Below are 13823 nucleotides of genomic sequence, written 5' to 3'. Positions count from 1 at the left end.
GCGTCCACTCAGGCCCGCCCCTCCTGCACGGCGTGACAGGCGACGCCGTCGAGCAAAGCCGGCACCTCGGCGCGGCAGCGGTCGTTCGCCAGCGGGCAGCGCGGGTGGAAGGTGCAGCCGGAGGGCGGGTCGATCGGGTTCGGGATCTCGCCGGAGACCGGCACCCGGGCGCGGCCGACATGGGCGAGGTCGGGCACCGCGTCGAGGAGCATCCGCGTGTAGGGATGGCGCGGCGTCGCGAACAGGTCCCTGGCGGAGGCGACCTCCACGAGGCGGCCGAGATACATCACCCCCACCCGGGTCGCCATGTGGCGGACCACGGCGAGGTTGTGAGAAATGAACAGGTAGGTGAGCCCCAGCCGGTCCTGCAGGTCGCGCATCAGGTTGAGGATCTGCGCCTGGACCGAGACGTCGAGCGCCGAGGTCGGCTCGTCGCCCACCAGGAACTCGGCCTGGCTCGCCAGCGCCCGGGCGATCGCCACCCGCTGGCGCTGCCCGCCGGAGAATTCGTGCGGGTACTTTTTGGAATCGTCCGCGTGGAGCCCGACGAGGCCGAGCAGCTCGGCCACCCGGGCGCGGATCGCCCCCTCCCCCTGGATCAGGTTGAAGGCCCGGATCGGCTCGGCGATGATCTTTCCGACCCGCCAACGCGGGTTCATGGACGCGTAGGGGTCCTGGAAGATCATCTGGATGCGCGCGCGCAGGCGCCGCCGGGCGGCGGCTTGGCGCGGGTCGGTCATCGAGACGCCGGTGATCGTCACCTCGCCGGCGGAGGGCGGCAGCAGGCCGACCACCATCCGCGCGACCGTCGACTTGCCGGAACCCGACTCGCCGACGATCGCGAAGGTCTCGCCCTTCTCGATCGAGAAGCCGACGCGGTCCACCGCGGTGAGGAATTTCCGCGGCTCGCGCTCGATCACCCGGTTGAGCCAGGGTTTCGAGACGTCGAACCGGCGGCGCAGGTCGGTGACTTCGACGTAGGCGCTCACGCCGCTTGCTCCGCTGCATCGTACAGGTGACAGGCGACCCGGCTCGCATCGACCGGGATCGGCTCCGGCCGCTCGATGCGGCAGCGGGCAAACACCTTCGGGCAGCGCGGGTTGAAGGCGCAGCCCTGCGGGATGGCGGTGAGCCGCGGCATCGAGCCTGGGATCTGGCTCAGCCGGTCGGCCTCCTGCGACAGGGTCGGGATCGCTCCCATCAGGCCGACCGCGTAGGGGTGGTGCGGTTTGGCGATCACCGAGGCGACCGGGCCGATCTCGGCCACCCGCCCGGCATACATCACCGCCACCCGGTCGGCGGCCTCGGCGATGACGCCCATGTCGTGGGTCACCAGCATCACGGCGGTGCCGTGCTCGCGGCACAGGCGCTTCAGCAGGGTGATGATCTGGGCCTGGACCGAGACGTCGAGCGCCGTGGTCGGCTCGTCGGCGATGATCAACTCGGGCTCGGCGGCGAGCGCCAAGGCGATCACCACCCGCTGGCGCATGCCGCCGGAGAATTCGTGCGGGTAGCCGTCGATCCGCCGCTCGGGCGCCGGGATGCCGACCTCGGCCAGCAGATCGATGGCGCGGGTCCGGGCGGCCTTCGCCGACAGGCCGGTATGGGTGCACAGGGTCTCGACGATCTGGTCACCCACCCGGAACAGCGGATCGAGGGAGGTCAGCGGATCCTGGAAGATCATGCCGATGCGCTTGCCGCGCACCCGCCGCATCGCCTCGGGGGAGAGGTTGTCGATGCGCTCGCCGCGCAGGCGGATCTCGCCGCCGGCGATCCGCCCGGGCCGGTCGATCAGGCCGATCACCGCCGAGCCGGTCACCGACTTGCCCGCCCCGGATTCGCCGACGACGCCCAGGATCTCGCCGCGGCCGATATCGAACGAGACCCGGTCGATGGCGGTGAGCGGCCCGCGGCGGGTGTCGAAGGCGACCGTGAGGTCGCGGACGGAGAGGATGGTTTCGGTCATGGCGTAGCGGCTCCCACTGCGGAGCCTCCCCCAACCCTCCACCTCATCCTGAGGTGCGAGCGCAGCGAGCCTCGAAGGAGCCCTCCAGAAGCCGCGCGATCCCTGGAGCCCGCCTTCGAGGCCTCCGCGGCGCGCCGGCACCTCAGGATGAGGTGGAGGGTAGGATATGGCGGGAGAACGTGCAGAACCGAATCCATCACTGCAGCTTCGGATTGAGCGCGTCGCGCAGCCAATCCCCCAGGAGGTTGATGGCGATGACCAGCCCGGCCAGCGCCAGCCCCGGGAAGGCGACGATCCACCACTCGCCGGAGAACAGGAACCGGTTGCCGGTGCGGATCAGCGTGCCGAGCGACGGCATGGTCTCGGGCAATCCCGTCCCCAGGAACGACAGGGTCGCCTCGGTGATGATGGCGAGCGCCAGGTTGATCGTCGCGATGACGAAGACCGGGCCGGTGACGTTCGGCAGGACGTGGCGGACCATGATCACCGGCGGCGACAGGCCGATCAGCCGGGCCGCCTGGACGTAGTCCTTGCCCTTCTCGACCATCACGGAGGAGCGCACGGTCCGGGCGTACTGCACCCAGAACGACAGGCCGATCGAGACCACGATCAGGCCGATCAGCGGCCCGACATCCAGTGCGCTGCCGAAGCTCGCTTTGGCGACCCCGTCCACCACCAGGGCGATCAGGATCGCCGGGAAGGTGAGCTGCACGTCGGCGACCCGCATGATCAGCGTGTCGACCGCCCCGCCCGCATAGCCGGCGATCAGGCCGAGGGCGATGCCGAGGATGCCGGAGGTCACCACCCCGAGCACGCCGACGATCAGCGACAGGCGCAGGCCGTACAGCACCGCCGAGAGCACGTCCCGGCCCTGGTCGTCGGTGCCGAGATAGTAGGGTGCCTGACCGTCCGCCTGCCAGATCGGCGGCAGGTTGGAGTTGATCAGGTCGAGCTGGGCCGGGTCGTAGGGGTTTTGGGGGGCGATCCACGGGGAGGCGAAGGCGAGGCCCACCATCAGCACGGTGGCGATCAGCGCCGCCACGGCCGTCTTCGAGCGCAGGAAATTCGCCAGCAGGTCGGAATCGCGCCAGCGCGCGAGCCGGGAGGGTGGCACCTCGACCAGGGGGACCGGCGGGGCGTCGCCCGCGTCGATGTCGCGTCCGCTCATGCGTGCGCCCTCACGCTGTCCGCCCGGTCGAGAGCCGCAGGCGCGGGTCCACCACCGTGTAGAGGATGTCGACCACGAGATTGATCGTCACGAAGATCAGCGCGACGAGCAGCAGATACGCGGACATGATCGGGATATCGACGTTCTGCACGGCCTGGACGAAGAGCAGGCCCATGCCGGGCCACTGGAACACCGTCTCGGTGATGATCGAGAAGGCGATGACCGAGCCGAGCTGAAGCCCCGCGATGGTGATCACCGGCACCAGCGTGTTCTTGAGGGCGTGCCGCAGGTGGACGGCGCGGGTGGTGAGCCCCCGCGCCCGGGCGAAGCGGATGTAGTCGGTGCGCAGCACCTCCAGCATCTCGGCGCGCACCAGCCGCATGATCAGCGTCATCTGGAACAGGCCGAGCGTCACCGAGGGCAGGATCAGCGCCTTGAGCCCGGAGGCGGTCAGGAAGCCGGTGGTCCACCAGCCGAGCCGCACCGTGTCGCCCCGTCCGTAGGAAGGCAGCCAGCCAAGCGTCACCGAGAACAGGTAGATCAGCAGGATGCCGATCAGGAAGGTCGGCAGGCTGATCCCGATCAGCGAGACCGCCTGGAACAGCCCGGCGAGCCAGGAGTCGCGGAACAGCGCGCAATAGACGCCCATCAGGATCCCCACCACCAAGGCGAAGATCGTGGCGCAGAAGGCGAGCTCCAGCGTCGCCGGCATACGCTCGGCGAGGAGCTGCGAAACCGGCTGCCGGAACTGGTACGAGATGCCGAACCGGCCCCGCACCACGTTGCCGGCGTAGCGGACGAACTGGACCAGCACCGGGTCGTCGAGGCCCAGATCCGTCCGGATCTGGGCCCGCTCGGCCACGGTGGTGTCGGGGCCGACGATCTGGTTCACGGGATCGCCCGCGAACCGGAACATCGCGAAGGCGATGAGCCCGACGACCGCGAGGACCGCGGCCGCCTGGATCACCCGGCGCAGGAGAAAGGCGAGCACGCCTCAGCCTCCTACGACGGGTCCTTCGACACCCAGTAAAGCAGGAGCAGGTTGTCGGCCCGCTGGGTCAGGTGGACCTTCTTGGAGACGCCCCAGGCGAGCGCCTGCTGGTGCAGCGGGATGTAGCCCCAGTCGGCATTGAGGACGTCGAAGCCGTCCTTGATCAGGGCGTCGCGCTTGGTCTTGTCGGTCTCGGATTCGACCTTGTCGGCGATCGCGTCGATCTTCGGGTCGCAATAGCCCGCGAGGTTCCAGCCGCCCCGGCCCGACTTGTCGCCCGGCTTCCGGCAGCCAACGATCTCGTAGAGGATGTTGTGGCTGTCGAGGGACGACGGGGTCCAGCCCAGCAGGTAGAACGAGGTGTCATAGTTCGGCGCCAGCACCTTGGCGAAGTACTTGGCCTTCGGCTGGGCGTTGAGGTTCACCTTGACGTTGATGCGGGCGAGCATCGAGACCACCGCCTGGCATATCGCCTCGTCGTTGACGTAGCGGTCGTTGGGGCAATCCATGGTGAGCGAGAACCCGTCCGGGTAGCCCGCCTGGGCCATCAGCTCCTTGGCCTTCTTGAGGTCGGTGGCCGGGCGCTTGAACTCGGCGCCGCGGTCGTAGAGGGCCGGGGCGATCATCAGCGCAGAGGGCACCGCCTGCCCGCGCATGACGCGCTTGGCGATCGTGTCCTCGTCGATGGCGAGATAGAAGGCCTCGCGCACCTTGATGTCCTTGAACGGGTTCTTGCCCTTGACGCTCGAATCCTTCAGCTCGTCCCGGTCCTGATCCATGCCGAGGAAGATCGTGCGGAGCTCAGGCCCGGCCATCACGGTGGCGGTGCCGCTGGCGTTGACCCGCTGCTGATCCTGCAGCGGTACAGGGTCGATCCAGTCGACCTCGCCGGAGAGGAGCGCCGCGACCCGGGTCGCCGGGTTGGCGATGGTGGTAAGGATCGCCTCGTCGAGGTTCGACTCGACCTTACCCCAATAGCCGTCGAACTTCTTGAAGACGGTCTTCACGCCGGGCTGGTGCTCGGCGATCACGAACGGGCCGGTGCCGTTCTCGTGGAGCGTCGCGTAGCTCGGGCTGGTGGCGCTGGGCGGCGTCGGCTGGACGACGTTGTTCTTCTCGGACCACGCCTTCGACATGATCACCCAGGTCGGGAACTGGGCGATGGCGATCGGGTTCGGCTTCTTCAGCACCATGTCGACGGTGTAGTCATCGACCTTCACGAACTCGGCGTCGGCGGGCACGTTGGTGGTGAAGTTCGAGCCCGTAGCCCGGACGCGCTGGGCCGAGAAGAGCACATCGTCGGCGGTGAACGGCGAGCCGTCGTGGAACTTGACGTTCTTGCGCAGGTGGAAGCGCCAGCGGGTCGGCTCGGGCGTCTCCCAGGATTCCGCCAGCGCCGGCGCGAATTTCAGGTTCTTGTCGAGGGTGACGAGGGGCTCGTAGGCCGCTTCCTGCATCCCTTCCGTGAAGCTCTCCTTGAGGGAGTACGGATCGAGGGATTTCAGATCACCCTGGAAGGCGAAGCGGAAGACGTTGGCGGCCTGCGCGGGCAGCGCGGCGCAGGCAAACGTCGCGACCGCGACCGCGGACACGCCGCGGGCGAGGGTCTTCAGGGCAGAACGGGACAATCGGATCTCCGGAACCATGAAAGTTGAGCGCAGGCCGTCCCGCGGAAGCGGTGGTTGAGGCTTAGACCGGCCACCGCGCATCGGCAAACCGTCAGCGCGCGGCGCCCACAGCAAGGTTCGGACCAGGGGGATTGGTTGAGGGGCCAATCCCGGCGGTATCGGTGGCTGTTCGGAGGTTTTGGGTCGGGGATTAGGTAAAAAGCTGCGTGTGCATCCCTCCCCCCTCTGCGGGGGAGGGTGGCCCCTGCGTCAGCAGGGGTCGGGAGAGGGGAGCGCCGGTGCAGAACAGAGCGCTGGCCTTCATGAAGGTCGCACGACATCCGGAAACCGGCTTCCCCTCTCCCGACCCCCTTCGGGGGCCACCCTCCCCCGCAGAGGGGGGAGGGAGGGCGTGTGGCAGATCCGACCTAGGGACACCTCGGAACGACCGACGCCACGGCAAGCCCGATCCGCGCCTGCGCGCCTTCGCCCGTGAGCAGCGACGATCCTACACGCGGGCCGAGGATGCCTTCTGGCAGCAGGTGCGCGGCGGCCGCTTCCACGATTTCAAGTTCCGGCGGCAGGTGCCGATCCCACCGTACATCGCGGATTTCCTCTGTGCCTCAGCACGCCTGATCGTCGAACTGGATGGCGAGCCGCACGAGACCGAGGCGCGGCGGCGGCGCGATGCGAAGCGCGACGCTTGGCTGACGAGCCAGGGCTTCACGGTCCTGCGCTTCCCGAACGAGCTTGTGCTGAGCAATCTGGACTTGGTTCTTGACCGGGTCGGCGAAGCCATCGCGGCGCGATCCGGACATGGCACCTCCCTCCCCCCTCTGCGGGGGAGGGTACCCTGCGCAGCAGGGGGGGAGAGGGGAGCGACGGTGCAGGATCGAGCTCAGCCCGTCGCGAAAGCTGCGCCTTATCCTGAAACCGCGTCCCCTCTCCCGACCCCTGCTGACGCAGGGGCCACCCTCCCCCGCAAAGGGGGGAGGGAGATGCACGGGGCCGATTGCGCCTCTTCCGACGAGCAGGCGGCGCGCCACCCAGACCACGGGAGCCCCCACCCGTGAACATCTCCGAGCCGTTCATCCGGCGGCCGGTGGCGACCACGCTGCTCACGATCGGCGTGCTGCTCGCCGGTCTGTTCGCCTTCCTGAAGCTGCCGGTGGCGCCGCTGCCGCAGATCGACTTCCCGGTGATCCTCGTCCAGGCCCAGATGGCCGGCGCCTCGCCCGACACGATGGCGACCACCGTGGCGGCGCCCCTCGAACGGCGGCTCGGCGCCATCGCGGACGTCAACGAGATGACGTCCACCAACACCCTGGGCTCGACCCGGATCGTGCTGCTGTTCGGCCTCAACCGCGACATCGACGGCGCCGCCCGCGACGTCCAGGCCGCCATCAACGCGGCGCGTGCCGACCTGCCGACCGCGCTCCGACAGAACCCGACCTACCGGAAGTTCAACCCCGCCGACACGCCGATCATCATCCTCGGCATGACCTCGGACACGCTGACCCGCGGCCAGGTCTACGATTCCGCCGCCACCGTGGTGCAGCAGAAGCTCTCCCAGCTGCCGGGCGTCGGCAACGTCGACATCGGCGGCTCGTCCCTGCCGGCGGTGCGGGTGGAACTCGATCCCACCGCCCTGTTCAATTACGGCATCGGCCTCGAGGGCATCCGCGCGGCCTTGGCCTCCGCCAACGCCAACTCGCCCAAGGGCGAGATCGACGCGGGCGAGCGCCGCTACCAGCTCTACGCCAACGACCAGGGCCGCAAGGCCGCCGATTACCGCGACATCATCGTGGCCTACCGCAACGGCGCCGCGGTGAAGCTCACCGATGTCGGCCAGGTGCTCGACGGGGTCGAGGACAAGCGCAACCTCGGCATCGTCAACGGCAAGGCCGGCGTGCTGCTGTTCGTCTACAAGCAGCCCGGCGCCAACGTGGTCGAGACCATCAAGGCCGTAAAGGAGGCCCTGCCGCAGATCACCGCGGCGCTCCCCGGCGGCATCGACATCAAGCTCACCGGCGACCGCAGCGCCACGATCCGCGCCTCCCTCTCGGCCACCGAGGAGACCCTGCTGGTGGCGGTCGGCCTCGTGATCCTGGTGGTGTTCGGCTTCCTGCGCTCCTGGCGGGCCACGCTGATCCCGGCGGTGGCGGTGCCGATCTCGATCATCGGCACCTTCTCGGCGATGTACCTGCTCGGCTACTCGCTCAACATCCTGTCGCTCACCGCGCTGATCATCGGCACCGGCTTCGTGGTCGACGACGCCATCGTGGTGCTGGAGAACGTCCAGCGCCACATCGAGGAGGGCAAGCCCCGGCTCCAGGCGGCTTTGATCGGCGCCCGGGAGGTCGGCTTCACGGTGATCTCGATGAGCCTGTCGCTCATCGCGGTGTTCCTGCCGATCCTGCTGATGGGCGGCCTCGTCGGCCGCATCTTCCAGGAATTTTCGGTGACCCTGTCGCTGTCGATCCTGATTTCCTTGGTTCTCTCGCTCACGACCACGCCGATGATGTGCGCCCGGTTGCTCCGGGCCGAGGGGCACGGCCCCAACGGCGAACCTCCGGCGGGGCGCCGGCCGAACCTTGTGATCCGGATGCTGGAGGGCGGCTTCTCCCGGCTGCTAGGTGCCTATGCGCGGACGCTGGAGGTGGCGCTCGCCCATCCACGCCTCGTGCTGCTGACCCTGCTCGCCACGGTCGGGCTCAACGTCTACCTCTACATCACCGTGCCGAAGGGCTTCTTCCCCGAGCAGGATACCGGCCAGATGATGGGCGGCGTCCAGGCCGACCAGCGCATCTCGTTCCAGTCAATGGAGCAGAAGCTCAAGCAGGCGGCCGCAATCGTTGGCGCGGACCCGGCGATTGAAAGCGTCGTGGGCTTCACGGGCGGGCGCGGCACCAACTCGGCCAACGTGTTCGTCGGCCTCAAACCCCTCAACGAACGGGCGCCGATCTCTACCGTGATGGCGCGGCTACGGCCGAAGCTCGCGCAGGTCGCGGGGGCGCGCCTCTACGTCTTCCCCCGGCAGGACCTGCAGATGGGCGGCCGCCAGAGCTTCGCCCAGTACCAGTACACCCTCCAGGGCGACACCCCCGAGGAGCTGTTCGCCGCCGCCCCGAAGCTGGTGGCGGCCCTGCAGAAGGACCCGACTTTCGCGGACGTGACCTCCGACCAGCAGGAGGGCGGGCTGGAGAGCCGGGTCGTGATCGACCGCAACACCGCCTTCCGCTACGGCATCACGCCGAACAAGATCGACAACACCCTCTACGACGCCTTCGGCCAGCGGCAGGTCTCGACGATCTACAATCCGCTGAACCAGTATCACGTCGTGATGGAGATCGCGCCGCGCTACCTGGAGACCCCGGAGACGCTCAAGCAGATCTACGTCTCGACCTCCGGCGGCAACGCGGCCGGCTCGGCGACCACCAACGCGGTGGCCGGCACCGTGGCGGCGGCGGGCGGCGTCAACACCAACGCGGCGACCGGCACCAGCAGCCCGGGCAGTGCGGCCTCCGCGTCCGGCGCCGCCGCCGGCTCGGGGGCGGTCGGCGGTGCGACCGGGAGCACGGGCGCCGCCGCGGCGGCCGCCTCCGCCAGTACGGCCGACACCGCCTCGAACGCCGCCGCCATCGCGTCGGATTCCGCCCGCAACGCCTCCTCCAACGCCATCGCGGCCTCGAAGGGCGGGGCCTCGTCGAGCGCCCCGGTCTCGGCCGCCAAGGAGACCATGGTTCCGCTCTCGGCCTTCGCGCGGATCGAGCCCGGCAACGCGCCCACGCAGGTCAGCCACCAGGGCCTGTTCGTGGCGACCACGATCTCGTTCAACCTCGCCCCGGGCAAGAGCCTGTCGGACGCGACCGACGCCATCGACCGGGCGATGGCCTCCCTGCACCTGCCGGCCACGATCCACGGCGAGTATGCCGGCGCCGCCAAGAACTACGTCGCCTCGGCCTCGCGCCAGCCGCTGCTGATCCTGGCGGCGATCCTGGCGGTCTACGCGGTGCTGGGGATCCTGTACGAGAGCTTCGTGCACCCGCTCACGATCCTCTCCACCCTCCCCTCGGCCGGCGTCGGCGCGGTGCTGGCCCTGCTGGTGACCGGGACCGACTTCACCATCATCGCGCTGATCGCCGTGTTCCTGTTGATCGGCATCGTGAAGAAGAACGCGATCATGATGATCGACGTGGCGATCGATTCCGAGCGGACCCGGGGCGCGAATCCCGTGGATGCGATCCGGGAGGCCTGTCTCCTGCGCTTCCGGCCGATCATGATGACCACGCTGGCGGCGATGCTCGGCGCGGTGCCGCTGATCCTGGGCACCGGCGAAGGCGCGGAGCTGCGCCGGCCGCTGGGCATCGCCATCGTGGGCGGATTGATCGTGAGCCAGATCCTGACGCTCTACACCACCCCCGTCGTGTATCTCACCCTTGACCGATTGAGGCACAGGGTGCTCGACCGCCGCAGGCGCGCCGGACGGGGCGGAGAAGCGGCCCTGCCGGCCGGAGAATGATGGTTAAGGTTTCACGTGAAACATCGGCGGCCGCGGTCGTGCGCGCGGGTCGGCCCAACCCGCACCCTCATCCTGAGGTGCGGCGAAGCCGCCTCGAAGGAGGCCTCCAAGAGTCGCGCGGCTGGCTGGAGGGCTCCTTCGCGGCCTTTGCTGCGCTCCGGCACCTCAGGATGAGGTTCAGGGTGGGAGGTGCGCCTCCTGCCGACCGTCGGCTTCACACCTTTGCCGCCCTCCTCCTCGCTGCCCCGCTCCTCGCGGGCTGTGTCGTCGGCCCCGACTATTCCCGGCCCTCCGTGGAGACACCGCTCGGCTACAAGCAGGGCGGGGTCCGGGAGGACAGCCCGGCCTATATCGCGGCTCGCAAGAAGGGGTTCCGCGAGGCGCGGCCGAGTGATGCCGTCGAGCGCGGCGACTGGTGGCGGGTCTTCCGGGATCCGAATCTCGACCGGCTGATCCGCCTCGTCGACGTCGACAACCAGTCGCTGCGGCAGGCGGTGGCGAACTATCGGCAGGCCCGGGCGCTGGTCGCCTCCGCGCAGGCCGCCCTGTACCCGACGGTGATCGGCGCCCCGAGCATCACCCGCGCTGCCAGCGGCAGCACCGTGCGCACGAGCGAGTCCCTGGTGGGCCAAGCGAGCTGGCAGCTCGATCTGTTCGGCGGCACGCGCCGCACGATCGAGAGCGAGGCGGCGCTGGCGCAATCCGATGCCGCCACGATCGCGCTGACCCGCCTCACCATCCAGGCCGAGGTGGCGGCCGATTACCTGACCGTCCGCTACGCCGATTCCCTCCAGAAGGTGCTCGACGAGAATGTCGAGAACTTCAGGAAGACCGCGCAGATCACCGAGAACCAGTACGCCGCGGGTGTGGCCGCCCGGTCCGACGTGATCACGGCCCAGACCCAGGTCCAGACCATCGAGGCCCAGGCCATCGCGGTGCGGCTGACCCGGGTGCAGTACGTGAACGCCATCGCCACCCTGATCGGGCGCCCGCCCTCCGAGGTGTCGATCCCGGTCTCCGGCATCAGCCGGAATCCCCCCGCCGTGCCGGTCGGGATCCCGGGCGATCTGCTGGAGCGGCGCCCCGACGTCGCCCAGGCCGAGCGCCTCGTCCAGGCGCAGAGCGAGCGCATCGGGGTCGCGGTGGCCGCCTTCTTCCCCACCGTGACGATCTCGGCCCAGGGCGGCGTCTCGGGACTGACCCGCACCGGCCTGTTCTCGGCCGCCAACCAGTTCTGGTCGGTGGCGGGCTCGGCCAGCGAGGTGCTGTTCGACGGCGGCGCCCGCACGGCGGCCCTGCGCTCGGCCGAGGCCGCCTACGACGCGCAGGTGGCCAATTACCGCCAGGTGGTGCTCGCCGCCTACGCGGAGGTCGAGAACCAGATGGCGGCCCTGCGCATCCTCGGCCAGCAGCAGACCGCACAGGACAAGGCGGTCGAGCTGTCGCGCAAGGCGGTGGAGATCACGCTCAACGAATACCGGGCCGGCACCCAGAACTTCACCACCGTGGTGACCGCGCAGGGCCTGCTGGTGACCAACGAGATCAACGCCCTTCAGGTCCGGCTCAGCCGCTTCACCGCGGCGGTGACGCTGATCCGGGCGCTCGGCGGCGGCTGGGACGTGCGCTCCCTGCCGAGCGATTCCGAGCTGAAGGGCCCGAGTCTCCCGATCGACCGGGGCGGTCAGGCGGTCCGCCCCGACGAGTAGGCCCGGCGGGCGGTCCTGGGTTTCAAAAGGGACGCGTCCCTTTTGCGGGTGCAGGGCAGCGCCCTGCTGTACGGATCCTGGGTCCCCTCCTGGGGGCCCAGGATCCGTATGCCGGGGTTTCACCCCGACACCCCACCAAAGGGCTTCGGCCCTTTGGGATCCCGTTGGTCGGAACGCGCCTCACCGCGGCGGGTTGTCCCGCCGGTTTGCTGCAGCGCAGCCGGACAGGAGCCAGGGCCATGGCCGAGCAGACGACAGCCCTCAAGAACGATGCGGCCTGCGGCACCAAGCCGGCGCCGCCCTGCACGCTGGTGATCTTCGGCGCGGGGGGCGACCTGACCAAGCGCCTGCTGATGCCCTCCCTCTACAATCTCGCGGGTGCGGGACTGTTGGATCCGGGCTTCTCGATCCTCGGTGTCGACCACGGCGAGGGCACCGATGAGTCGCTGCGCGACAACCTCACCCAGACCCTGGAGGCGTTCAGCAAGGACCCGACCTCGGAGTTCCACGCCGACCATATCGATCAAACGAGCTGGGGCTTCATCCGCGAGCGCCTGCACTACCTGAAGGGCGATTTCGAGAAGCCCGAGACCTTCGAGGCCGTGAAGCAGAAGGTCACCGGCAACGCGGTGTTCTACTGCGCGGTGGCGGCGCGCTTCTTCGGAACGATCGTGGACGGGCTGGGTCAAGCCGGCCTGCTCCGCCAAGAGGGCGACACCTTCCGACGCGTCGTGATCGAGAAACCGTTCGGCTCCGACCTCGCCTCGGCCCGGGAACTCAACGCCCGCATCCTCAAGCAGGGCGACGAGAGCCAGTTCTACCGGATCGACCATTTCCTCGGAAAGGAGACCGTCCAGTCGATCATGGCGTTCCGCTTCGCCAACGGGTTGCTGGAGCCGGTCTGGCGGCGGGAATACATCGACAGCATCCAGATCACGGCGGCCGAGACGGTGGGCGTCGAGGAGCGCGGCGGGTTCTACGAGCCGACGGGTGCGCTGCGCGACATGGTGCCCAACCACATGTTCCAGCTCCTCTGCATGGTCGGCATGGAGCCGCCGAACTCCTTCGACGCGGAGGCCGTGCGCACCGAGAAGGCCAAGCTCGCCGAGGCCGTGCGGCCGATCCCGCCGGAGGATGCGGTCCGCGGCCAGTACACGGCCGGGACCTCGGAGGGGCGCGACGTGCCCGCCTATCGGGACGAGCCGCATGTGGCCAAGGATTCGGTCACCGAGACCTATATCGCCCTGAAGCTCCACATCGAGAACTGGCGCTGGGCGGGCGTGCCCTTCTACATCCGCACCGGCAAGCGGATGACCGGGCGGCGCACCGAGATTGCGGTGCTGTTCAAACCGGCTCCCTTCAAGATGTTCGAGGACACGCCGACCGCCGATCTGGGGCCGACCGTGATGCGGATCCTGATCGACCCCGACCATGGGGTGAGCACCGAGTTCAACGTGAAGGTACCGGGGCCGCAGATGAAGATCGGCCGGGTGCGCTCCGGCTTCCGCTACAAGGATTTTTTCGCCGATACGCCGAATGTCGGCTACGAGACCCTGCTCTACGATTGCATGACCGGCGACGCGACGCTGTTCCAGCGGGCCGACAACATCGAGGCCGGCTGGGCGGCGGTGGACCCGCTGCTCAAGGGCTGGCCGCAGGCGGATGTCAAAATCTATCCCGCGGGAAGCACCGGCCCCAAGGAGGCCGACGAGCTCCTGGCCCGGGACGGCCGGCACTGGTTGGGGTTGGATGGGGAGACGGATTGAAAAGCGAGGACCTGTGCCGTGTCTCGCGACCAGGCATTCGGACCCGGCCGTTTTCCAGACGGCTCCAACGTGTTAGCATCCAGCGATCATCGGAGAT

9 protein-coding genes are annotated in these 13823 nt (G+C 68.9%); 4 read left to right on the top strand and 5 right to left on the bottom strand.

Annotated elements, in window-relative coordinates; genetic code table 11:
- Nucleotides 1-8: 8 nt before the first annotated feature.
- From MKK88_RS26250 to MKK88_RS26230, 5 genes are all read right to left on the bottom strand, one after another.
- Nucleotides 9-989, bottom strand: coding sequence for an ABC transporter ATP-binding protein (locus tag MKK88_RS26250; RefSeq protein ID WP_244005051.1), 981 nt, complete (start codon nucleotides 987-989; stop codon nucleotides 9-11).
- The gene (locus MKK88_RS26245) at nucleotides 986-1966 is read right to left on the bottom strand and encodes an ABC transporter ATP-binding protein (protein WP_244005049.1); all 981 of its coding nucleotides are present in this window, start codon (nucleotides 1964-1966) and stop codon (nucleotides 986-988) included. The genes MKK88_RS26250 and MKK88_RS26245 overlap by 4 nt, the downstream gene beginning before the upstream one ends.
- A 196-nt stretch (nucleotides 1967-2162) precedes the next feature.
- Nucleotides 2163-3134 carry an ABC transporter permease gene (locus MKK88_RS26240; RefSeq protein WP_091718322.1) on the bottom strand — a complete coding sequence of 324 codons (972 nt, stop codon included), beginning with the start codon at nucleotides 3132-3134 and terminating at the stop codon, nucleotides 2163-2165.
- Nucleotides 3135-3144: 10 nt separating this feature from the next.
- Nucleotides 3145-4125, bottom strand: a complete 981-nt coding sequence (locus MKK88_RS26235) for an ABC transporter permease (protein WP_244005047.1) — start codon at nucleotides 4123-4125, stop codon at nucleotides 3145-3147.
- A gap of 11 nt (nucleotides 4126-4136) precedes the next feature.
- Nucleotides 4137-5753 (bottom strand): ABC transporter substrate-binding protein, encoded by a 1617-nt coding sequence (locus MKK88_RS26230; protein WP_244005045.1) that lies wholly within the window; start codon nucleotides 5751-5753, stop codon nucleotides 4137-4139.
- Nucleotides 5754-6055: 302 nt separating this feature from the next.
- Between MKK88_RS26230 and MKK88_RS26225 the strand changes: the two genes are divergently transcribed.
- The 4 genes from MKK88_RS26225 (at nucleotide 6056) to zwf (ending at nucleotide 13726) form a co-directional block, all read left to right on the top strand.
- Nucleotides 6056-6805, top strand: coding sequence for an endonuclease domain-containing protein (locus MKK88_RS26225; protein WP_244005199.1), 750 nt, complete (start codon nucleotides 6056-6058; stop codon nucleotides 6803-6805).
- The gene (locus MKK88_RS26220) at nucleotides 6802-10254 is read left to right on the top strand and encodes an efflux RND transporter permease subunit (RefSeq protein WP_244005043.1); all 3453 of its coding nucleotides are present in this window, start codon (nucleotides 6802-6804) and stop codon (nucleotides 10252-10254) included. Before MKK88_RS26225 ends, MKK88_RS26220 begins: the two co-directional genes overlap by 4 nt.
- 170 nt (nucleotides 10255-10424) lie before the next feature.
- Nucleotides 10425-11960 (top strand): efflux transporter outer membrane subunit, encoded by a 1536-nt coding sequence (locus MKK88_RS26215; RefSeq protein ID WP_409566712.1) that lies wholly within the window; start codon nucleotides 10425-10427, stop codon nucleotides 11958-11960.
- A 239-nt stretch (nucleotides 11961-12199) separates the two neighbouring features.
- Nucleotides 12200-13726 carry a glucose-6-phosphate dehydrogenase gene (zwf, locus tag MKK88_RS26210; RefSeq protein WP_244005039.1) on the top strand — a complete coding sequence of 509 codons (1527 nt, stop codon included), beginning with the start codon at nucleotides 12200-12202 and terminating at the stop codon, nucleotides 13724-13726.
- Nucleotides 13727-13823 lie beyond the last annotated feature (97 nt).

The organism is Methylobacterium sp. E-005, from assembly GCF_022829725.1.
Taxonomy (GTDB): Bacteria; Pseudomonadota; Alphaproteobacteria; order Rhizobiales; family Beijerinckiaceae; genus Methylobacterium.
The sequence above is the reverse complement of the archived record's forward strand: the minus strand, read 5'-3'. Positions and strand labels throughout refer to the sequence as shown.

Coding starts and splice junctions, on each gene's coding strand:
- zwf (WP_244005039.1), top strand. CDS start 12,200: ATGGCCGAGCAGACGACAGCCCTCAAGAACGATGCGGCCTGCGGCACC.
- MKK88_RS26215 (WP_409566712.1), top strand. CDS start 10,425: ATGAGGTTCAGGGTGGGAGGTGCGCCTCCTGCCGACCGTCGGCTTCAC.
- MKK88_RS26245 (WP_244005049.1), bottom strand. CDS start 1,966: ATGACCGAAACCATCCTCTCCGTCCGCGACCTCACGGTCGCCTTCGAC.
- MKK88_RS26240 (WP_091718322.1), bottom strand. CDS start 3,134: ATGAGCGGACGCGACATCGACGCGGGCGACGCCCCGCCGGTCCCCCTG.
- MKK88_RS26225 (WP_244005199.1), top strand. CDS start 6,056: ATGAAGGTCGCACGACATCCGGAAACCGGCTTCCCCTCTCCCGACCCC.